The sequence below is a fragment of the Pseudarthrobacter sp. DSP2-3-2b1 genome, assembly GCF_049895945.1.
In the GTDB taxonomy this organism is placed as follows: Bacteria; Actinomycetota; Actinomycetes; order Actinomycetales; family Micrococcaceae; genus Arthrobacter.
This window is the reverse complement of sequence record NZ_JAFCTI010000009.1, coordinates 165,942-186,489: the sequence shown is the minus strand read 5'-3', so window position 1 is coordinate 186,489 and position 20,548 is coordinate 165,942. Positions and strand designations below refer to the sequence as shown.

The following is a 20,548-nucleotide window of genomic DNA, read 5'->3' as shown; positions in this document are numbered from 1 at the left end:
GCAGCGAATGGCAGGGCACCCACACCAGCGCCCTGAACCAGGTCATCCAGGCCCTGAAGGACGCCGGCACGAAGGCCACCAGGAACGCCAACGAGCAGGACCAGGCTTCACGCTAGCCAGCAGCACCAAGCATTCACCGCGAGGGCCCGGACACAACACAGTGTCCGGGCCCTCCGGCGTTTAGCGGGCCTCTACCCTCGTCGAGCGAAGGCAGCCCCGGCGGTGAAGGCCCGCTTACCGGAAGTGCCGGCACTACGGGACGGGTTCGACGTCGTTCGCATGGTCCAGCGCGGCAGCCTTCCCTGCAGCGCCCGTTCCGCCGTCCCCACGCAGCTCATCGAGCCGGACCAGGATAACGCCGCCCACAATGAGCACACCGCCCAGCAGTTGGATGGCACCGGGGAGCTCACCCAGCAGCAGCCATGCCCAGATGACGGCGAACAGCACCTCTGTCAGGGACACGAAGGAGGCCACCTTGGACCCGAGGGCGCGGGCTGCCATGATGCCGGACACGTAGGCCAGGACCGTGGCGAGGACTATCAGGCCGGCCAGGGAAACCCACCAGGGCGTGACCCAGGGCCCAAGCTTCGTATCCGCGGTGCTGAACGCCATGGGAAGCAGGCCCGTGGCCGCGGTCAGCCACATCACGGCCGCACCCACCATCAGCCCCACGGATGCGAGCACGATGGGCGGCAACGACTCGTTCTCCTTGGCCGTGATGAAAAAATAGATGGCCAGGCAGACCGCCGCGGCCATGCCCCAGAGGACGCCGATAAGGTCGATTTTGACCGCTCCGGTGAAGTCCAGCACCAGAACCAGGCCGGCCAGGGACAGGAGTGTTCCGGCGAACGTGGATGCCCGCGGCCTTTTCCTGCTCGCACCCCAGAGCCACAACACGATGAGGACGGGGGCCAGATATTCGAGCAACAGGGCCACACCGACGGAGAGCCGGGCCACGGCGTTGAAGTAGAACAACTGGCACGCTGCCACGCCGATCAGCCCAAACAGGCCAATGGTGACCCAGTTGTCCCGCAGCTGATGCCAGCGGCCGCGCAATGCCAGGACAGCAGGAACAGCGAGGATCAGCGCAGCCCCGGTCAGGCGGGCGGTGACGGCAGCGCCCGGTGACCAGCCTGTTTCCAGGAGGGCTTTGGCGAAGGACCCGGAGAGTCCGAAGACTGCCGAAGAGAACAGCGCGATGCCCAGGCCGGAGCCAAGGATCGAGCGAACGGCTACGGGATTGCGGGCGGCAGGCACCGGGATCTCCTGTCAGGAGTAAAGTTGGGTTATGGTCCTGACATTACGCTCGATCCAAGTAAGGAGTCAAGATGGTCTTTGCCCCTGACACTGAGATCGCCCTGCGCACCGTGGTAAATCTGATCAACACCGCCGCCAATGGAAGGGAAATGTTGGTCACCGTGGCCGATCTGGACGCGTTCCTCGAGACTGAAGGATTCAGCGGGTCCCGCACGGGAGACGAAGCAGAGGTAGCCAGTGTCCGGGAACTCCGGGCCCGCTTGACGGAACTGTGGACCGCTGACGAGGACAACGCAGTGGCTGCGGTCAACAGCCTGTTGCGGGAGGCCAACGCCCTTCCCCAGCTGATCAAGCATGACGGGTGGGACTGGCATCTGCACGCCACCACCAGGGAAGCACCCCTGGCCGAGCGGATGGGGACGGAGGCTGCCATGGCCCTGGCGGATGTCATCCGCGGCAAGGAGATGGACCGGATGCTGGTTTGCGCGGCAGCTGACTGCAACGCCGTGGTGCTCGATCTCAGCCGCAACCGGTCCAAGCGGTATTGCGATACCGGGAACTGCGCCAACCGCGCGCATGTGGCCGCCTACCGGGCGCGCCAAACGGCGCTTCCATAGTATTCCGGTCGGGCTCTGTTGAGTACCGGGCATCAGTGCACGTGAGGGCTCTGCGGCTTTTCGAGTACCCGGTACTCGGGACTACCTGACGGGACGGGAACGACACTGGGGTGGGCAGGCTACTGCGCTGACCACGAGATTCACCTTCCATTTGCCCATCGACCGCCCGCCCGGAGAGACAGGCCGCACCGTGACCGATCCGTTCCCCCCAGCGAGCGATGGACCCGCCGGCGCCGTCATCATCCCGGCCCACAATGAAGAAGGCGTAATCGCACGCACGCTCGACGGCCTCCTCCCCCTCCTCTCGTCGCCCGGGGTCGACGTCATCGTGGTGTGCAACGGGTGCACCGACGGGACGGCCCAGGTTGCCGGCCGATACGCGGGCGTGACGGTGCTCGAGACGCCAGTCGGTTCAAAGCCAGCTGCCATGAACCTGGGCGACGCTGCAACGGACCGCTGGCCTCGGCTGTACCTCGACGCCGACATAGAGGTCGAGGCGTCGGCCGTTGAGGCCGTCTTCCGCGAACTCTCGCGCCCGGGTGCCCCGCTGGCTTCCCGCCCCTCGTCCATCGTCCACGCCAGTGGGGCGACGTTCCCGGTGCGCTCCTACTATCGCGCACGGGCCCGCATCCCCGAGCAGACCACCCGCCTCTGGGGTGCCGGCATGTACGCGGTCTCGGAGGCGGGGCACGCACGCTTCGCGGCCTTCCCCAATGTAACCGCCGACGACTCCTGGTTCGACGGCCTCTTTGCCGAGGAAGAGAAGACCATCGTCGAGACGGTGCCCGCCCGTGTACATGCCCCGCGTACGACGGCCGCTCTCCTTCAGATCCTGAGCAGGCACCGCCGGGGTCATGTGGAACTTGCCACCACCAACGCCAAGTCGCAGGGCCGTGCGCGGGCGTTACTTGGCACGATCCGCGGCCTCCCGTCTGGACTCGACGCGTTCTGCTACGCGGCGATGGCTGCGGCCGCGCGGATTCGGTCGAGGGCCGCGGCCGGCGTCGGCACGCAACAGTGGGAGACCGACTCTTCGACGCGTGCGTCTGTGCCGCCCACAGCTTCGGGAACGGCTCGCGGGCCGCTTACTCGACGGCGGCGGTCCCGATGAAGATCGCGACCCTTCCCGCTGAGGACCAGGACTACGCGGTGTGCGTGGTCGGAGCCGGCCCGGTCGGGCTCTCTTTCGCCTTGGAGGCGGCCGGCTCCGGCCTCCGTGTGCTGCTGCTCGACGCGGGTGGTGAGAACGACGGACGCCGTGACAAGCCGCCGGGCCGCCGCCGCAACGACACCATCGTCGATCCCGCCAGGCACGCGCCCGACCTGCACACAACCCGCGTCGGGATAGGCGGCGCCTCCTGGATGTGGGGCGGCCGCTGCGTGACCTACGAGGCCGTCGATTTCGAGCAGCGCGCCTTCGTGCCCGATTCCAACTGGCCGATCGGATTCTCCGCCCTTGAGCCCTGGCGGGCGGGGGCCCAGGAGTACCTGGACTGCGGGGCAGGCGGGTTCGCCTCCGACAAGCCCGGCTGGGAGGGGCTGGGCGACTTGAAGATGTCACAGCTGGAGCGCTGGTCACGCCAGCCCAAGCTTGGCCCGCGCCTCGGCGCGATGGTCGCCGCGCACCCTCTCATTGACCTCCTGTGCGACGCTCCCGTCCTCGGCGTGGCCTTCGACGCCGATGGCACGACGGTAGAGGGGATGCGCGTCCAGTCCAATGACCGTGTGGCCGTCGTGCGTGCCCATCGGTACGTGCTGGCCGCCGGAGGGATGGAGACGGTTCGCCTCCTGCTGGACGCCCAGCGGACGCTGCCCGGGGCGTTCGGCGGTGTCGACGGCCCGCTGGGCCGATACTACATGGGCCACGCCACAGGAAGCATAGCGAACGTGGTGCTCACCGACCCTGCCGACGCCGCCGACATGAGCTTCCAACTCGACGAGCACAACAGCTACGTGCGCCGACGCTTCTCATTCCCGGCGGAGTCACTGCGCGAGCACGAGTTGCTCAACGCGTGCTTCTACCTCGACAATCCGCCGTTCTACGATCATCGGCACCGCAACGCCACTCTGTCGGCGGTGTTCCTGGCACTGGCTGTCCCTCCCGTCGGACGCCGCATCCTGGCGGAAGGCATCCGCCTGCGCCACATTGGCCCGCCGTCGCTCCGCTACTGGCCGCACATCCTCAACGTCCTGCGGCGGCCGCTCCGCGCGATCATGGACTCTGCCGACATCCTGGCCCGGCGCTACGTGTCCAAAGTCCGGAAGCCCGGCTTCCTGCTGCACAACCCAGGCGGGACCTACGCCCTCCGGTACCACTCGGAGCAGGTTGCCAACCCCGACAGCCGGGTGCGCCTCGACGGTGGACGCAACCCCGACGGCACACCGAGCCTTGAGATCGACTTCCGCTACACCGACCGCGACGTCGACTCGGTTCTCCGCTTCCACGAGCTGCTTGACGAGCGTCTCCGCGCAGCCGGTCGAGGCCGGATCGAGTACCTCGACCCGCCAGAGGCCCGGGCCGCCGCCGTCTGGGAGCAGGCCACCGACGGCTTCCACCACATCGGCACCACGCGCATGAGCGCGGTCCCGTCCGATGGCGTGGTCGACGGCGACTGCCGCGTCCACGGGATCGACAATCTGTTCATCGCGTCGACCAGCGTTCTGCGTACCTCCGCAGAGGCGAACCCGACTTTCACCGCCGTCTGCCTGGCCCTGAGGCTGGCTCACCACATGGCCGAGATCCCTGCGTCGGCGGAACTCGAGGCGTTCGAAAAAGGTGCCGGCACGCCAGGCGAGGTCAGAGGCCCTGGCGCGGGTCCTGATCATCGTGAGTATCCGGTGAAGCCGGCGGGTTAGGCGCCCCGGAACCGCCGAAGCCATGGGAAGGATTCTTGGCTGAACTCAGGTTGACGCCGGATCCCTTGCCCAGGTGTTCGGCGTTTTCCTTGTAGCTCATGGAGAGCATTGCGGCGATCACCAGGGTGACGATAAAGGCGATTCCGGCGCCGGTGAAAGCGAGATCGAAACGCGGAGTCCGGGCACTGCCACCGGAGGCGAAGACCAGAACGGCCACAAAAGCGAGGGCGGCCCAGAACGCGGAGAACATCAGCGGCCCCTTCACCGAGGTCCGCAGGTTACGCGGTTTTCCTGGTTTTTGGTCTGCCAAGGTAAGTTCCTCTCCTCCAGCCACGCCGGAGGGCTGCTGGTCTGATGTATGCGGTGGCCCGCGGGTAACCGGTGGGCTATGCGGAATTTCTACGAAGGGTAGAACCCGTTCGCTTCTAGTTTACGGCTTCGGGAGCACAGGCCGGGAATCGTGCCTCAGGCTCAGCCCGGACAGTATCCACAGAACACCCGAAATGATGGCCCCGCCACCGGCCACCCCGAGCAGGGCATGGGCGCCCAGAGGGACGAAAAAGGGCAGGGCAGCCGCGGTGCCCAGGCCGATGATTCCTGATGCCACCCAGTCCCGGGCCAGCACGTGCTTCCCGCGGTGCATGAGCCCGAGGTACAGTTCCGTGGCTCCCGCGATTCCGAGTCCCAAGGCCGCGACGGTACCGAACACACCATCCCCGTGAAGCAGGACGGCGGCGGCACCGGCACCGGTCAATGCAGCCCCGCATGCGGAGAGGACTTTTCCGGGTACCCCGTCGCGTGCAAAGCCCGTCTTCGGGAGTCCCCAGAGGAGCAACACACCCGTGGCCAGGAGGTAGAAGCCGCCGGCAAAGCCCATGACTTCCACGGACGGTGCAGGCCAGAAGATGGTCACAGCTCCGAAGGCCAGGGCGGCAAGAGCACGCAACACTACCGGCTTCCACAAGTCAGCCTGCTGGGCGGTGCCTGCAGCGGTGTTGGCGGGTGTCAGTGGTGGGTTCACCGGTCCAGTTTAGTGGCCCTACGCCTTAGCGCGAACCCAGCACCATCCAGCGGTCGGACCGGGCCCGCACCCCCAGGGTCACTGCCCGGGCGCTCATGTAGCCGAGGGCAAAAGCGGCCCAGAGACACGCGAGACCTGCGGCCGAGGAGACGCCAGCGACGGCCACAGCTGCGAGCAGGGGAGCATAGACCGCCAGGTTGAGCACCCCCGCCACGGCCAGGTACTTGGCATCTCCGGCACCGATCAACACCCCGTCGAGCACAAAGACGTAGCCGGCGATGGGCTGGCCGGCGGCCAGGATCCACAGGGCATACGTCAGCGCGGACTGGACTCCGGTGTCAGTGGTGAACAGGGCGCCAACCCACGGAGCAGCCGCAGCCAGCAGGACTCCGGTGACCACTCCGAATCCTGCACCCCACCTGATCATGGTCCGCGTCAGGAGCCGGGCCTGTTGAGGACGGGAGGCGCCCAGCTCCTTTCCGATCAGCGCCTGCGCGGCGATGGCGAGGGCGTCCAGGGCAAAGGCGAGGAAGGAGAATATGGTCATGGCCAGCTGGTGTGCGGCGAGATTGACGGCGCCCTGTCCCGTCACCACAATCACTGTGGCCAGGATGGCGATGCGCAGGCTCAGCGTGCGGAGCATCAGCCACGAGCCCACCCGGGTCATGGCCCGGATCCCGCGCCAGTCCGGCCAAAGGCTGATGCCATGCCGGGCGGCGTTGCGCTGGACCATCATCAGATAGACCGCAGCCATGGCCCACTGCGCCAGGCTGGTGCCCGCGGCCGAGCCCGCCACGGACCAGTCCAGGCCATAGACCAGCCAAAGGTTCAGGACAATATTCAAGGCGAAGCCGGCAGTAGCGACCACCAGGGGCGTCCGGGTGTCCTGCAGTCCGCGGAGCACACCGGTGCCGGCGAAGATGAGCAGCATTGCCACCAGGCCGGGCATGGACCACCGGAGATAGTCAGTGGCATAGGACCGTACATCGCCTTCTGCCCCCATCAGGGTTACCAGCGGTTCAGCGGCCCAAAAGCCTGCAATCGCAAGGACGATGCCCAGCAGCAATGCCAGCCAGACGCCGTCGCGCCCTGCAGCGAGCGCCTTTCCCAGCTGGCCATGGCCCACCGCCCGGGCCACCGCCGGAGTGGTGGAGTAGGCCAGGAAAACCATCAGCCCGATGGCGGTGTGCAGCACCGCGGACGCAAGCCCCACCCCCGCCAGCTGGGCAACCCCCAGGTGGCCCACAATGGCGGAGTCGGCCAGGAGGAAGAGCGGCTCGGCGATCAGCGCTCCGAACGCGGGGACGGCGAGCCTGAGGATCTCCCGGGACTGGCCGGCCGGCTTCTTCAAGGCGGCGGGAACGGGTTGTCGGGACACAGGGACAGCCTAATGCGGCCTGTGCGGCGGATGTCCGGCTTGCATGACGTCCCGAGTCATGACATGGAACACAATCACGCCAAATTACTTGACACTTCAACTAATGGTTTGTGAAACTCTTTATATGAACCAGTCACGACTTACCACCACCGCCATCACCGTCCTGCGCGTTATCCTCGGCTTCCTCTTCGCCGCCCATGGCTGGCAGAAGTTCAACGAATGGACCGTCGCCGGCACGCAGGCAGCCTTCGCCCAGATGGGCGTCCCCGCAGCCCAGATCTCCGCTCCCCTGGTTGCCGGCCTGGAACTGGCAGGCGGCATCGCCCTGATTCTGGGCGTGCTGACCCGGATCGTCGCAGCGCTCTTGGCCTTGAACATGCTGGGCGCCCTCTTCCTGGTCCACGCCCCCGCCGGCGTCTTCGCAGACAAGGGCGGCTATGAGCTGGTCCTGCTGCTGGCCGCCGCAGCCCTGGCCCTCGCACTGACGGGCGCCGGCCGCGTCTCCGTGGACCGCGCACTGTTCGGCCGCGGGAACTCCCGGCTGGCCGTCCTCGCCTAGGGAGCGGACTCCCCAACTGACATAAACGCCCGACGGCGGACAGGCACCCAGGTGCGTGTCCGTCGTCGCGCTTTAACATCCCGCCGCCAAGGATCAGCCGGTGACCCCCGTGAGTTCGTTGGGAACATGCCGCAGTTCGCCGCTTTTCACCACCCTGCCGGACATCAGGTCAACTGCGTGGATCCTGGACGCCGCCGGCTCTGTCACGTAAGCCGTTGATCCCTGAACGAACAGCGTGGGGCGGGGATCCTGCCAGGCCGCGGGCTCCGTCCAGGGAGAGACCACTGGAATGGCAGCGGCAATGCCGCCCGTTTCCGGATCAACAACGTGAAGCGCGCCGTCCGTGCCCAGTACCAGCGCCTCACCGGCCGGACCGCGGCCCAGTGAGCGGAAGGAATAGCTGGTCCCCAGGTCCACGAGCTGCAGCGTGCCGGTGGCAGTATCGACCAGCGAAACCCGGGTGGGCCGCTCCAGCTCGGCGTCCCGGTCCACCTTGTAGTCGCCGAGGATCACCGGGGAGGCATGGCTTCCGGCCAGGTTACCCATCCGGCCATACGCGTCGGGGCTCGCGACCTTGGTGAAGGCCCCGTCCCGGAAGACCAGCATGCCGTCTTCACAGCCCACCACCACGGTTTCACTGGCCGCCACCGCCTCACCGTGCACTCCGGGGCATTCCTCATTGCGGAGCAGTTCCGCACGCTCCTGGCTTTCCCCGGCCGGGGCGGCTAGCAATGCCAAACCGCTGCGCCCCTTCTCATTGCCCAGCGTGACGAGCAGCTGTCCGCCCTCCACGGTGACGGCGACGCCATGGTGGGCCTCCGGCGCGGTGTAGGCGGTGGTTGCGGGCAACCCGGTCTTGAGCGCATCCGAGAGTGTGGCGGGGTCAAAGATTTCCACCCTTCCCGTCCCGTCACTGAACAGCGCGGTCCTCTTTGCATGGGTGACCACATGGCCCGCCTCACTGGCATTAAAGGCGCGGCCCGTCAGCAGCGGCTGGCCCACATAGGAGTGGCCATGGTCCCCGTGCTGTTCGGTCCACACGCCGGAATCGAACACGCGGAAGGCATCCCCGGACGAGATCAGGACATGCCGGCCGTCGCCCGCCTGGTTTAACCTGTTGAAGCCCTCAAGCGGCACCTCAGCAACAGCTTCCAGGGTTTTGGCATCCAGTACGGACACCCCTTCGGAATGCGTCAGCACCAGCCGCGGGATGGGTGAACGGGCCTCCCTTGCACCACCCCCTTCGCCGGCTGCACTGCTGCCCGCTGAGTCAGTGGCGGGCCCCGACGGCTGCACGACACTCCCGCTGGGAGCAGCGCCGCAAGCTGAGAGCAGAAACACCGAGGCGGCGAGCAGGGCCGGAAACGCGAGGGTACGGCGAATGGTGGGAACGGGTTGCAGGGAAGGTTTCATCATGACGCTAATGATACTCATTATTATTAATCCAACAGACACCGGCTACTGCCTGCGCTCAGCCTTACCTGCGATGACGTGCTCTGGCGCTCAAAAAGTCACAACGGGCATCAGCACCTCCCAGAAAACAATCAGGAAACCCTTGACCTCTACAACGTTGCACTGGTAAACCTGTGAACGATAACAAGGGTGGTCCGCATCACCATTCTTGTTGCAACAAACCGAGGCGTTCCCTGCCCATACCGACCCGCGGGCCTTCCAGGCCGGCGCCCCAGAAAACCGGCACCACAAGTCTTCCGTCCGCATTGAAACGATACAAGCCCGCCGCGAAGGCCGGGCTTCCGCACCGCTCATCAAAGGAGATGTTCGTGATCCATCCCCCGCAAGACAGTCCGGTCAACATGGCGGAACCACCGCCTAGCCCTGGCCGGGCCCGCTTATCCCTCGGCACCAAAGCCGTTACGGCCGCCGTCGCCTCCGCTGCCCTTGCCTTTACGGGCCTGCCGGCTGTCCACGCGGAGACGGCCCTGCCGCCCGTTGGCAGCGGCTTCCGTTTCGACTTCGGCCCCGGCAACGCCGAGACGGGCTACACCCGAGTGGATGCCGCCACCCCCTATTCCGCTGAAGGGAAGTTTGGCTTTACAGACACAGCCGTCACCTCCGGCGTGGACCGCGGCACCGGTGACGCGCTCCGCTCCGACTTCGTCCAGGCGCAGGGCAGCAGCTTCCTAGTGGATCTGCCCAATGGCGACTACACCGTTAAGCTCATCGCCGGTGACGCCACCGAAGCCACCAATATCGCCATCACGGCCGAGAAGATGGCCAAGGTCCAGCTCACGGACAAGCCCGCGGGCCAGTATCTGGAGATGGAGTTCCCCATTTCCCTGGTGGACGGGCAGCTGAACCTGGACTTCACCGGGACGGCTGCCAAGATCAACTCGCTGGTCATTGCGGCCCGTGCTCCGCGCGCTGCCACCACTGACCCCGGCGTCTACCTGGCCGGCGACTCCACCGTCCAGACCTACGATGCCGGCTACGTTCCGCAGGCGGGCTGGGGCCAGATGATCGACCGCTTCTTCGATGACGAGGTGGCCTTCAGGAACCACGCCATCGGCGGCCGCAGCTCCAAGAACTTCATCAGCCAGGGAAGGCTGGATGAGATCCTGCGGGTCATCAACCCCGGCGATTACCTGATGGTGCAGTTCGGCCACAACGATGCCACCTTCGGCGTGGATGACCGCTACGCCTCCCCTGCCGATTACAAGGAATACCTCAGGACGTACGTCGAAGGTGCCCGGCAACGCGGCGCCACCCCCGTCCTGGTGACCCCGGTGGGACGGCGCGACTACGACGAAGCCACCGGCAAATTCCGCGTCAGCTTCCCCGAGTATGTTGCCAAGATGCAGGAACTGGCCACGGAGGAGAACGTGGCACTGGTGGATCTTTCCGCCCTGAGCCGCGCCTACTACGACGCCATCGGCCCGGAGGACACCAAGTCCGTGTTCCTGCACGTCGACGCAGGGGTTTATGCGAACCGGCCCACCGGAACCGTGGACAACACCCACTTCCAGGAATACGGCGCCATCCAGATCGCACGCCTGATCGCAGGCAGTGTGAAGCAGCTCAGCGATCCGCTGGCCGCCCACGTCAAGGAGGTCACGCCGCCGTCGGCCGTTCCCGCAAAACCGCAGGGACTGGTTGCCGGGAGTATCTCCAATGCCGGGGCCCTCCTGAAGTGGCAGCCGGTTGACGGCGCGGACATCTACAAGGTCTACCGCAAACTGGCGTCCGAACCGGAGTCTTCCTGGAAGCTGGCCACCACAGCCACCGTCCCCACCGCCAACCTCACGGGGCTGACCGAGGGCACGGCCTACAACGTCCGCGTCGCTGCCCTGAACGGCAAGGGACTCTCCGAGCCAAGCGATACCCTGAACCTGACCACCAAGGAGGCCAAGTACAAGTTCGACTTCGGCCCCGTGGGAGCGCCGTTGGAGGCCGGCTACACCGAGGTCAACCGCACCATGGCCTACTCCAAGGAACGCGGCTTCGGGTTCAAGGACATCAGCGTCCTCAGCGACCGCGACCGCGGCGCCGTAACCACCAACCTGCTGCGCGACTTCGTCCTCAGCGGCACCAGCTTCGAATTCCAGCTGGACGTCCCCAACGGCACTTACGCCCTGAAGACGTATCACAGCGACTGGATCGGCTCCACCCGGACCGACGTTGCCGCCGAAGGCACCGCCTACGGCCAGGTCGCTTCCAGCCGGGCGTCCTCCGCCACCAAGATCATCAACCAGGTCCTGGTCTCCGATGGCCAGCTCAACCTGAATATCAGTGGTTCCGGGCAGCGCCTCAACGGCCTCGAGGTCACCCCGCTCCTGGTGGGACCCACCAACCTGCGCACCACGGCCATCGACGCCGGCGCGGAACCGCCGGTGGTTGACCTCGCATGGGACGCCGCGGGCGACGCCGCCAGCTACAAGGTGTTCCGCAAGGCCTCCCATGAAGCCGAACCGCAGCTGATCGCGGAGAACGTGACTGCCGCATCCTTCCGCGACAGCTCCGCCTTTGCTGGCCTGAAGTACCAGTACTTCGTCACTGCAGTTGACAACACCGGCCTGGAATCGGTCGCATCCAACACCGTGGACGTGGCACTGGTTGATCCGAACACACCCGTTCCCGTTGCAACCACCAAGGTGGACATCAAGGCCATCGAAAAGACCAGCATCAGCCTCAAATGGCAGAAGGTCACCGGTGCTGCGGCCTACCAGGTCTACCGGTCCACGTCCCCTGACGGCCCCTTTGAGTACGTGGGCCGGGCCAGCGAGGTGAACTACACGGACACCACGGTCCTGACCACCATCAGGTACTACTACCGCGTGACCACCGTGAACAAGGGCGGCGAATCCGTGCCGTCAGCGGTGATCGGGACCGACAGGGTCACAGTTGTGAACCGGCAGATGGAAAAACTGGACCGGGCTCCCGTGGCGCTCCTGACGGGCGACGGCGTCCGGGTGGGCTGGCGCATGCTGGGCCTGGATCCGGAGCAGATCGGCTTCCATGTCATCCGCGACGGCGTCCAGCTCACCGTTGACCCGATCCGGAACGCCACCACCTTCCTGGATGCCGACGGAACTGCAAGCTCCAAATACGTCATCAAGGCTGTTGGCAACGGCGGGGACCAGCTCACCGCGGAGTTCACGCCGCAGGCGCAGGACTACCTGGCGGTCAAGCTGGACAAGCCTGCGGACGATTACACCAAGGACGGGCAGCTTTACAGTTATTCGGCCGGCGACTCCAGCGTTGCCGACGTTGACGGCGACGGCACATACGAAGTCATCCAGCTGTGGTCACCCTCCAACTCCAAGGACAACTCACAGGGGGGCTACACCGGCACCGTCTACGTGGACGCCTACAAGATGGACGGCACCAGGCTCTGGCGCATCAACATGGGCCCGAACATCCGCGCCGGCGCGCACTACACGCAGCTGCTCGCCTACGACTTCGACAGCGACGGCAAGGCCGAAATCGCCATGAAGACGGCGGACGGCACCCGTGACGCGGCAGGCACCGTCGTCGGAAACGCCACTGCGGATTACCGCAACAGCAGCGGCTACGTCTTGACGGGACCGGAGTACCTCTCGGTCTTCCACGGCGCCACGGGCACCATCATGGACACCGTGGCCTACGATCCGCCCCGCGGCGACGTGGCAGCCTGGGGCGATGCCTACGGCAACCGCGTGGACCGCTTCCTCGGTGCCGTGGCCTACCTCGACGGTGAACACCCCTCCATGATGTTCAGCCGCGGCTACTACACCCGCACGGTCCTGGCGACCTACGACCTCGTGGCCGGCAAGATCGTCAAGCGCTGGATCTTCGATTCAGATACCGCAGGCGCCCAGTACCGTGGCCAGGGAAACCACAACCTCTCGGTGGCCGATGTGGACGCTGACGGCAAGGACGAGTTCGTCTTTGGCTCCCTGACCATTGATGACAACGGCAAGCCGCTCTACAACACCGGCCTGGGCCACGGCGACGCGATCCACACCAGTGACCTTGACCCGTCCCGGCCGGGACTGGAAACGTTCGCAGCCCACGAGGACATGGGTTCCAGCGGCAACAAGGGTGCCACGTTCCGTGACTCCCGGACCGGCGAGGTGCTCTGGAGCATTCCGGCCGCCAAGGACACCGGACGGGCAGCTGCCGGCGACATCGATCCCCGGCACGCCGGGGCCGAAGGCTGGGCGATCGGCGGCGACGCCGCGTGGAACTCCCCGGTGGGGGAACTCCGCTCGGCCAAGGGTGAGCTGATCGCCAACAACATCCCGGCAGCCAACTTCCTGGCCTGGTGGGACGGGGATCTGCTCCGCGAGATCGTGGACCACGACTGGGATGCCACCACCAGCAAGGGAACCCCAAGCATCGCCAAGTGGAACTGGGAAACCCAGACCAGTGACAGGCTCGTGACGGCCACCGGCGCGAAGTCTAACAACAGCACCAAGGGGACCCCGGCCCTCCAGGCCGATCTCATGGGCGACTGGCGTGAGGAAATCGCGTGGCCGTCGTCGGACAGCACCGAACTGCGGATCTACACCACCACCGCAGGAACTGACGTCCGGCTCCGGACCCTGATGCACGATCCCGTGTACCGCCTCTCGGTGGCCCGCGAGAACATCGCGTACAACCAGCCGCCGCACCCCGGCTTCTTCATCGGCGAGGGTATGGAGCTGCCCGCACAGCCGGACATCACCTATACCGGCGCACGCTGACCCGGCAGCCACTTCACACAGGAACTGCCCCGTCCGCTCGGAGAAATCCGGAGCGGGCGGGGCAGTTCCTGTTGCGTCTTTGTGTCCTTCCCGACGCCCGGGTAACCCCGGCGCCTCAGTAAGATCGCAGCATGACTGAGTCCGCCGCTAATTCCGTGACCCTCCGCTTCCTGGCCGCTCCCATGGACGTGGGCCACAGCGGCTCCGTGGACGCGGGCACGGTGTTGGAGTGGGTGGACAAGGCGGCCTATGCTGCCGCCGTCGGCTGGGCGAAGTCCTACTGCGTCACGGCTTACGTCGGCAACATCCACTTCGCGGACCCGGTGAACAGCGGCGACATGGTGGAGGTGGAGGCCACCATCGTGTACACCGGCCGCTCCTCCATGCATATCCGCACCGTGGTCTCCTCCAGCGATCCCAAGGGCGGACCGGCCACGATGCGCAGCCAGTGCATGGTCATCTTCGTCGCGGTTGGCGAAGACGGAAAACCCATCCCCGTGAGGCAGTTTGAGCCCGTGACCGCGGAAGAGATTGAGCAGCGTGATCACGCTGTGGCCCGCATCAGGGTCCGGGAACGGATCGTCGAAGCCATGAACGCGCAGGAATATACCGACGCCGGGACAGCCGAGCGTGTGACGCTGCGGTTCATGGCAGCCCCCACGGACGTGAACTGGGGCGGGAAGGTCCACGGCGGAATCGTGATGAAGTGGATCGATGAGGCGGCGTACGTCTGCGCCTCCCGCTACAGCGGCCTGGACACCGTGGCGGTGTTCTCCGGCGGCGTCCGGTTCTACCGCCCGCTGCTGATCGGCCACGTGGTGGAGGTGGAGGCGCGGCTGGTCTACACCGGGACCAAGGGAATGCATGTGGCTGTCCACGTGCGCTCCGGGGATCCAAAGACCAAGGAGCTGAACCTCACCACGTACTGCCTCACCGTGATGGTGGCGCGCGACGCCGAAGGCACCTCAGTGCCCATCCCCCGCTGGGTGCCGGTCTCCGAGGAAGACAAGCGGCTGCACGCCCACGCGCGCGAACTGCTCGAAATCAGGGGCACAGCCCCGGGGAACCGGCTCCCCAACCACCTGCTGGCCCAGGGCTAAACCCGTTCCGCCGCGGTGGGCAGCCCTAGAAGCCGCCGCCTCCGGCGTCGGCCGCCATATTCGCGAAACGGGAATAGTGGCCCTGGAACGCCACAACGATGTCCTTGGTGGGTCCGTTACGGTGTTTGGCAATCAGGATGTCAGCCTCGCCGGCGCGCGGTGACTCCTTGTCATAGACGTCTTCACGGTGCAGCAGGATGACCATGTCAGCATCCTGCTCGATGGAGCCGGATTCACGGAGGTCCGAGACCATGGGCCGCTTGTCCTGGCGTTGCTCGGAGCCACGGTTCAGCTGTGACAGGGCGATGACCGGAACCTGGAGCTCCTTGGCAAGGAGTTTCAGCGCGCGGGAGAACTCGGAAACCTCCTGCTGGCGGGACTCCACTTTCTTGCCCGAGCTCATCAGCTGCAGGTAGTCGAGGATGACGAGCTTGAGGTCATGCTGCTGCTTGAGGCGGCGGCACTTGGCGCGGATCTCCATCAGCGACATGTTGGGGCTGTCATCGATGAACAGCGGGGCATCGTTCATCCGGCCCATGGTGGTGGCAATCTTGGACCATTGCTCGTCCTTGATGGTGCCCTTGCGGAGGTCCTGCAGGCCGATGGTGGCTTCGGCTGAGAGGAGGCGCATGGCGATCTCGTTGCGGCCCATTTCCAGGGAGAACATCACCGTAGCCAGGTTGTTCTTAATCGCTGCCGACCGGGCGAAGTCCAGTGCAAACGTTGACTTGCCGACTGCGGGCCGGGCGGCGATGACGATCATTTGACCCGGGTGCAGGCCGTGGGTGAGTTCGTCCAGCTCGTAGAAACCGGTGGGCACACCTGTCATGCCTTCGCCGCGGTGTCCGGACGCTTCGATCTCGTCCACCGTGGCTTCCATGACGTCCTTGAGGACCACATAGTCCTCGGCTGTGCGGCGCTCAGCTACGGCGTAGACCTCGGCCTGCGCCTGGTTGACCAGATCCTCCACTTCGCCATCGGAGCCGTAGCCCAGCTGGACGATCTTTGTTCCTGCGTTGACGAGGCGCCGCAAGATGGCGCGCTCTGCCACGATCTCGGCGTAGTAACCGGCGTTGGCCGCGGTGGGTACGGTCTGGATCAGTTCGTGCAGATACGCCGGGCCGCCGATCCTGTTGATCTCGGCACGCTTGGTCAGTTCGTCCGAGACGGTGACGGCGTCCGCGGGCTCGCCACGGCCGTAGAGATCGATGATGGCCTCGTAGATGGTTTCATGGGCAGGCCGGTAGAAGTCCTGGCCTCGAAGGATTTCCACAACATCGGCAATGGCGTCCTTGGACAGCATCATGCCACCGAGTACTGACTGTTCGGCAGGGATGTCCTGGGGCGGCTTTCGGCTGGTTTCGGATCCGCGGGTGCCCTCGATCGAATCCAGGTGCGTTACTGACAAAGCTGCCGTCCTCCGTTAATACCGCGTGACGCCGCGGCGCTGTAGCCAATTCCTGCCGGGTGCCGGCTTGTGGTCTGTTGCAACCGGCCTCCGTAGCGCGGCTGGTTTCAGGTCTACCAGCTGCCACCGACAACGAAGGCCGCAGGGGCCCGGGCAGTCGGTGGTGCGGGCAAAGAGAGTTATCCCCACAATCCACAAGGTTATCCACAGAGGTTGCCGCCAGCGCAGGAAAAATAGCCTGCCACCGCGGCACACACCTGTCCGTGGCGGCGCTGATTGCGCCCCACGGAACAGGTCTCCCGCTACGGTATCCGCCCCTGCCCCACCATCCAAGCCCACCCTTCAACCGGCCTGTGGATAACCTGTGCACTAAGTGGCATAGCTTGTGCACAGCCTGTGGGCGAACCTGTGGAAACAAAAATACTTTGGTCCACTCCGAGCTTCTGACCTGCGAAAACGTAAATTACGGGTGTGGACGGAATATTATTTTTTGGAACCTTCATCCACAGCTTGCACTCTGGCCACTGGGAGCCGGCGAGGTTTTAAGGGCCACCCGAACCTCAACTCATATCCCTCCGGTGATGTGCGCCACGGAGGCAAAGCAGTTTTGACGGAAGGGGCCAAGGGAAGTATGCAAAGCCAAGAATGTGCTGTGGATAACGCCCCTTCTGGCATAAGCTCTAATCATGGGCGACATACTGATAGTCCTGCTGCCGGCCATCATCCTGGGGGCAGTTATTTGGGCACTGACAACAGCCCTCCGGCCCCGCGATTCGGGGACCTCCGACGCGGAGAAGTACCAGCAGGATCTCGCCAGACGCTCAGCAGAGCACTACGCGGAACAGGTGCGGGTGGCCACGGCTGCGCGTGCCCGGCTCGAGGCCAAAACCCGTCCCAGCCAGAACGAGCAACAACAGTTGCAGCAGGAAGGCAACGCCCGGGCCGCACAGCGCGCCCAGCCATCCAACAAGACCTGGCCCCCGCCAAAGAGTATGTAGATCGGCCTTAGAAATGGAATCGCTTGTGATCCCCGTTATTATCCTCGCTGTTGTCGGCGCCGGAGTAGCGCTGGCAGCCCGCGCGTTCAGCAGGCGGCAGTCGTCCGCCAAGGAGGCGGGCTCTGTCCCGCCGCCGGATCCGGTTGAGCTCGCGCGCAGCGCGGCCGCGAAACTCACCGAGGACCAGCACCGCAGGCTTTATGCCCTGATCGCCCAGGGTCAGGCGATGGCCGCCATCAAGCTCTATTACGAGTCCACCGGTGACGGCCTGCGGTCTGCCCGCGACGCAGTGGCCGCGTTGGCTGCCCACCCGCAGCCGTACCTCAGCCCTGCTGCCGAACCGGCCGAGGTGGACATCGACGACGACGCACCCCAGCGGTTCCCGTACAGGTACCGCGCAATTGCCAGCAAGGGCGACGTCACGCGCGAGGTCAGCAGCAACATGCTCAACGACGAAATCTACGGACGCATCCGCACCCTGGCCCGAAGCGGCGACACCGAGGCGGCGGCGAATGCCCTCACCCGCCACTCGGACATCACTCTGAAGCAGGCCCGCGAGTTCATTGCCCTGCTCGATGACTAGCCGGACCTCCGGGTCCTAAAGGCCGAATTGGCCCTAGAAGTCGAAGAGGTCCCCCAGCCATCCTTCCTTCTTCTTTGGCCGCCGCCGGTCATAGTCACTGCCATAACCCTGTTTTCCGTGCTTCCGGTCGTCATAGCGGGGCTGGTCATAGCGGGGTTGGCCACGTTGGGGCTCAAAGTTTGGATACAGCGGAGGAGGGACCGGTGCCGCTGCCGGCGCCGCTGCGGGGCGGACCTGTGGAGCGCTTCCACCCATGGCCTCGTTGGCGCGGTCGATGATCTTATCCAGCTCACCCCGGTCGAGCCAGACGCCGCGGCACTTGGGGCAGTAGTCGATCTCCACACCGCTGCGTTCGCTCATGATCAGGTCAATCGAATCCACGGGACATTTCATGACCGGTCAACGATCGGCGGCCCAGGTTAGTTCGGCTGGGTTGGTTCGGCTGGGATAGTTCGGCCGGCAGCTCCCGGACCGGATCAGCGGCCGCCGGAGATCCCTGCCAGCAGTTGTTCGAACGGCAGGGACTGCGCCGCGGCGGGCCGGGAGCTGGGCTGCCCGCCCGTGAGGAGACCGGCGAACTCGGCTGCTGCGCGCTCGATCCGGGCCGACAGGGGCGATCCGCCGTCGTCGGTGTTCCCCCAGTCCTGGGGGCCTGCAAACACGCCGGTGGCGGTCATCCGGGTCCGGAGGTAGCTGAACAGGGGGCGCATGGCGTATTCGAGGACCATCTGGTGGCGGTCCGTTCCGCCGGTGACCCCGAGCAGCACGGCCTTGCCCTCCAGTGATTTTGGATCAAGGACGTCGATGAACGACTTGAAGAGGCCGCTGTAGGACGCACTGAAGACGGGGCTGACGGCGATGATGCCGTGGGAGGCCTCAACGCCAGCGATGACATCAGCCAGGCGCGGGCCTGCGTAGCCGGTGACAAAGTTGTTCGCGATGTCCACGGCGAATTCCCTGAGCTCAACAACGTCCACGCTCACGTCATAGCCCGCACCGGCGAGACGTTGTTCTGCGGCCGCGGCAAGCTGATCGGCAAGAAGCCTGCTTGAGGACGGGACACCAAGGCCGGCGGAGAGGACGGTGATGCGGCGGGTTTCCACTATGGGCTCCTGAAGGTTCGGTTGATTCAAGGTTACATGTGTTTGCATGTATCGAGGTAACCTGTGGCACTCTTTGTTTATTCCGCGCGGGCCGTACCGCTACAACAGCACCGTCCCGCTGATGCAGGTGGTGGAGGTGCCTCCCACCCAGATGTCAGAGCCCGCGGACTCCACATGGACGCGCCCTGCCCGTCCCAGCACAGTGCCCTGGGCGACCATGTACGACGCCGGCGCCCGCCCGGTGCCGATCAGCCACTGGGCGGCACCGGCATTGAAGCTGCCGGTGACCGGATCCTCAGCAGCCGCATCCCCCGGAATGAAGGTCCGCACCTCAAATCCGGGGCCGCCCGCGTCCGGGTACGGCCCGATCACACCCACTTTCAGGCCGTCCATGGCAAAGTAATCCGGCCTGATGCTCAAAACCTGCGCGGCCGATTCCAACAGCACACCGATCCATTCGGGTCCGTTCACCAGCCACGTGGCATCCAGGAGCTCTGTGCGGGGCAGGCGCAGCCCGGCAGCGATCCGCTGGAGCTGCTCCTCCCCTACTGGCCCCGAGCGCGTCAGGGGCGGTGCAGCGAACGCCAGCCGGCCGTCGTCGCACTTGACGCGCACCAGGCCCGCAGCGCACTCCTGGATAAGGACGCCGTCACGCTTGGGAATTCCGCCGGCCTCCAGCCAAGCGTGCGCAGATCCCAGAGTGGGGTGTCCGGCGAAAGGAAACTCCTCGTGGGCAGTGAAGATGCGGACCCGGTAGTCGGCGTCCGGATGAGTGGGCGGCAGCAGGAAGGTAGTCTCCGACAGGTTGGTCCAGTTTGCGAACTGCTGCATCCTGGCCGTAGTGAGACCTTCCGCATCGACCACCACTGCCAGCGGATTGCCGCGGTAGTGTTCGGCGGAAAAGACGTCCACCTGGGTAAACGGGCGACGGCGGCGGGCTGGGGCAGGATTGAGGCTCACCGCTGCAGGCTACCAGCGGGAGCGGCCGCGGCTGACAAGTCGCGCGGGCTCTGCCAGACTGCCAGCATGGCTGAAAACAAGACCCAGGCGACCGGTGCATCGGTGGACGAATTCCTGTCCGCGGTGGAACACCCCGTGCGGCACCGCGACGGGCTCCGCCTGCTCGATCTGATGACCGGGATCACCGGCGAACAACCGCAGATGTGGGGACCCACAATCGTGGGCTTCGGACGGTACCACTACAGGTACGAAACCGGCCGGGAGGGCGACGCCGCCGCGGTGGGATTTTCCCCACGGAAGGCGAGCCTTTCGCTGTACGGGCTCACCTACGGCCCGGAGGCTGAGGAGCTGCTGCCGAGGCTCGGCAAGTACAAAACCGGCGCCGGGTGCCTGTACATCAACAAGCTCGAGGATGTGGATGAGGCTGTCCTCGCCGAGCTGATCCGGGCGGGCTACCGGCACGTGACCGCAGTCCTCCACAGCCCCTAACAGTTCACGCTCAGACCCCGGCGTTCACGGGATGCAG

At 65.5% G+C, this 20,548-nt stretch carries 18 protein-coding genes; 9 read left to right on the top strand and 9 right to left on the bottom strand.

The features are described 5' to 3' along the window. Positions 1-252: 252 nt before the first annotated feature. Positions 253-1,257 (bottom strand): EamA family transporter, encoded by a 1,005-nt coding sequence (locus tag ACP7AX_RS12980; protein WP_426226809.1) that lies wholly within the window; start codon positions 1,255-1,257, stop codon positions 253-255. A gap of 71 nt (positions 1,258-1,328) precedes the next feature. On the opposite strand from ACP7AX_RS12980, the gene ACP7AX_RS12975 reads away from it, so the two are divergent. From ACP7AX_RS12975 to ACP7AX_RS12965, 3 genes are all read left to right on the top strand, one after another. Continuing rightward, entirely contained in the window at positions 1,329-1,874 is a 546-nt protein-coding gene (locus ACP7AX_RS12975) for a CGNR zinc finger domain-containing protein (RefSeq protein WP_426226807.1), read from the top strand. Positions 1,875-2,064: 190 nt separating this feature from the next. After that, positions 2,065-2,985, top strand: coding sequence for a glycosyltransferase (locus tag ACP7AX_RS12970; protein WP_426226805.1), 921 nt, complete (start codon positions 2,065-2,067; stop codon positions 2,983-2,985). Next, positions 2,982-4,730 (top strand): GMC oxidoreductase, encoded by a 1,749-nt coding sequence (locus tag ACP7AX_RS12965; RefSeq protein ID WP_131683612.1) that lies wholly within the window; start codon positions 2,982-2,984, stop codon positions 4,728-4,730. Before ACP7AX_RS12970 ends, ACP7AX_RS12965 begins: the two co-directional genes overlap by 4 nt. On the opposite strand, the gene ACP7AX_RS12960 is transcribed toward ACP7AX_RS12965, so the two are convergent. The 3 genes from ACP7AX_RS12960 to ACP7AX_RS12950 all read right to left on the bottom strand — a co-directional run bounded on the left by ACP7AX_RS12960 (position 4,672) and on the right by ACP7AX_RS12950 (position 7,129). Beyond that, positions 4,672-5,040, bottom strand: a complete 369-nt coding sequence (locus ACP7AX_RS12960) for a hypothetical protein (RefSeq protein ID WP_131683477.1) — start codon at positions 5,038-5,040, stop codon at positions 4,672-4,674. The genes ACP7AX_RS12965 and ACP7AX_RS12960 overlap by 59 nt on opposite strands. 120 nt (positions 5,041-5,160) lie before the next feature. After that, positions 5,161-5,751 carry a hypothetical protein gene (locus ACP7AX_RS12955; protein WP_426226802.1) on the bottom strand — a complete coding sequence of 197 codons (591 nt, stop codon included), beginning with the start codon at positions 5,749-5,751 and terminating at the stop codon, positions 5,161-5,163. Between the two features lie 25 nt (positions 5,752-5,776). Next, positions 5,777-7,129: an MATE family efflux transporter gene (locus ACP7AX_RS12950; RefSeq protein ID WP_426226800.1), complete on the bottom strand. Its 1,353-nt coding sequence runs from the start codon at positions 7,127-7,129 to the stop codon at positions 5,777-5,779. Positions 7,130-7,253: 124 nt separating this feature from the next. Between ACP7AX_RS12950 and ACP7AX_RS12945 the strand changes: the two genes are divergently transcribed. After that, complete coding sequence (locus tag ACP7AX_RS12945) at positions 7,254-7,688, top strand: DoxX family protein (protein WP_426226798.1); 435 nt, start codon at positions 7,254-7,256, stop codon at positions 7,686-7,688. A 93-nt stretch (positions 7,689-7,781) separates the two neighbouring features. Here the strand turns inward: ACP7AX_RS12945 and aztD are convergent, their stop codons facing one another. Next, positions 7,782-9,104, bottom strand: coding sequence for a zinc metallochaperone AztD (gene aztD / locus ACP7AX_RS12940; RefSeq protein ID WP_426226796.1), 1,323 nt, complete (start codon positions 9,102-9,104; stop codon positions 7,782-7,784). A gap of 365 nt (positions 9,105-9,469) precedes the next feature. Between aztD and ACP7AX_RS12935 the strand changes: the two genes are divergently transcribed. Both ACP7AX_RS12935 and ACP7AX_RS12930 read left to right on the top strand, forming a co-directional pair. Next, on the top strand, positions 9,470-13,870 hold the full coding sequence (locus ACP7AX_RS12935) for an SGNH/GDSL hydrolase family protein (RefSeq protein ID WP_426226794.1): 4,401 nt from the start codon (positions 9,470-9,472) through the stop codon (positions 13,868-13,870). Positions 13,871-14,001: 131 nt separating this feature from the next. Further along, the gene (locus ACP7AX_RS12930; protein ID WP_426226792.1) at positions 14,002-14,970 is read left to right on the top strand and encodes an acyl-CoA thioesterase; all 969 of its coding nucleotides are present in this window, start codon (positions 14,002-14,004) and stop codon (positions 14,968-14,970) included. Positions 14,971-14,995: 25 nt separating this feature from the next. Here the strand turns inward: ACP7AX_RS12930 and dnaB are convergent, their stop codons facing one another. Beyond that, positions 14,996-16,378, bottom strand: a complete 1,383-nt coding sequence (dnaB, locus tag ACP7AX_RS12925) for a replicative DNA helicase (RefSeq protein ID WP_131683481.1) — start codon at positions 16,376-16,378, stop codon at positions 14,996-14,998. 686 nt (positions 16,379-17,064) lie between these two features. Between dnaB and ACP7AX_RS12920 the strand changes: the two genes are divergently transcribed. Together ACP7AX_RS12920 and ACP7AX_RS12915 are read left to right on the top strand one after the other, a co-directional pair. Next, positions 17,065-17,376, top strand: a complete 312-nt coding sequence (locus ACP7AX_RS12920; RefSeq protein WP_131683482.1) for a hypothetical protein — start codon at positions 17,065-17,067, stop codon at positions 17,374-17,376. A gap of 13 nt (positions 17,377-17,389) precedes the next feature. Then, positions 17,390-17,959 carry a hypothetical protein gene (locus tag ACP7AX_RS12915; RefSeq protein ID WP_426226789.1) on the top strand — a complete coding sequence of 190 codons (570 nt, stop codon included), beginning with the start codon at positions 17,390-17,392 and terminating at the stop codon, positions 17,957-17,959. 33 nt (positions 17,960-17,992) lie between these two features. Here the strand turns inward: ACP7AX_RS12915 and ACP7AX_RS12910 are convergent, their stop codons facing one another. The 3 genes from ACP7AX_RS12910 to ACP7AX_RS12900 all read right to left on the bottom strand — a co-directional run bounded on the left by ACP7AX_RS12910 (position 17,993) and on the right by ACP7AX_RS12900 (position 20,022). Next, entirely contained in the window at positions 17,993-18,352 is a 360-nt protein-coding gene (locus ACP7AX_RS12910) for a zf-TFIIB domain-containing protein (protein WP_426226787.1), read from the bottom strand. An 83-nt stretch (positions 18,353-18,435) separates the two neighbouring features. Beyond that, a complete protein-coding gene (locus ACP7AX_RS12905; RefSeq protein ID WP_426226785.1) occupies positions 18,436-19,062 on the bottom strand; it encodes an FMN reductase in 627 nt (208 codons plus the stop codon). A gap of 99 nt (positions 19,063-19,161) precedes the next feature. Next, complete coding sequence (locus tag ACP7AX_RS12900) at positions 19,162-20,022, bottom strand: PhzF family phenazine biosynthesis protein (RefSeq protein ID WP_426226783.1); 861 nt, start codon at positions 20,020-20,022, stop codon at positions 19,162-19,164. Between the two features lie 66 nt (positions 20,023-20,088). Here ACP7AX_RS12900 and ACP7AX_RS12895 point away from each other — a divergent pair, with 66 nt between their 5' ends. Beyond that, positions 20,089-20,511 carry a DUF1801 domain-containing protein gene (locus ACP7AX_RS12895; protein WP_426226781.1) on the top strand — a complete coding sequence of 141 codons (423 nt, stop codon included), beginning with the start codon at positions 20,089-20,091 and terminating at the stop codon, positions 20,509-20,511. Positions 20,512-20,548: the final 37 nt, after the last annotated feature.

Excerpts from the sequence above, each read along its gene's own strand:
- ACP7AX_RS12975 (WP_426226807.1), top strand. The coding sequence starts at position 1,329 with ATGGTCTTTGCCCCTGACACTGAGATCGCCCTGCGCACCGTGGTAAAT.
- ACP7AX_RS12965 (WP_131683612.1), top strand. The coding sequence starts at position 2,982 with ATGAAGATCGCGACCCTTCCCGCTGAGGACCAGGACTACGCGGTGTGC.
- ACP7AX_RS12945 (WP_426226798.1), top strand. The coding sequence starts at position 7,254 with ATGAACCAGTCACGACTTACCACCACCGCCATCACCGTCCTGCGCGTT.
- aztD (WP_426226796.1), bottom strand. The coding sequence starts at position 9,104 with ATGATGAAACCTTCCCTGCAACCCGTTCCCACCATTCGCCGTACCCTC.
- ACP7AX_RS12930 (WP_426226792.1), top strand. The coding sequence starts at position 14,002 with ATGACTGAGTCCGCCGCTAATTCCGTGACCCTCCGCTTCCTGGCCGCT.
- ACP7AX_RS12920 (WP_131683482.1), top strand. The coding sequence starts at position 17,065 with ATGGGCGACATACTGATAGTCCTGCTGCCGGCCATCATCCTGGGGGCA.
- ACP7AX_RS12915 (WP_426226789.1), top strand. The coding sequence starts at position 17,390 with ATGGAATCGCTTGTGATCCCCGTTATTATCCTCGCTGTTGTCGGCGCC.
- ACP7AX_RS12910 (WP_426226787.1), bottom strand. The coding sequence starts at position 18,352 with ATGAAATGTCCCGTGGATTCGATTGACCTGATCATGAGCGAACGCAGC.
- ACP7AX_RS12895 (WP_426226781.1), top strand. The coding sequence starts at position 20,089 with ATGGCTGAAAACAAGACCCAGGCGACCGGTGCATCGGTGGACGAATTC.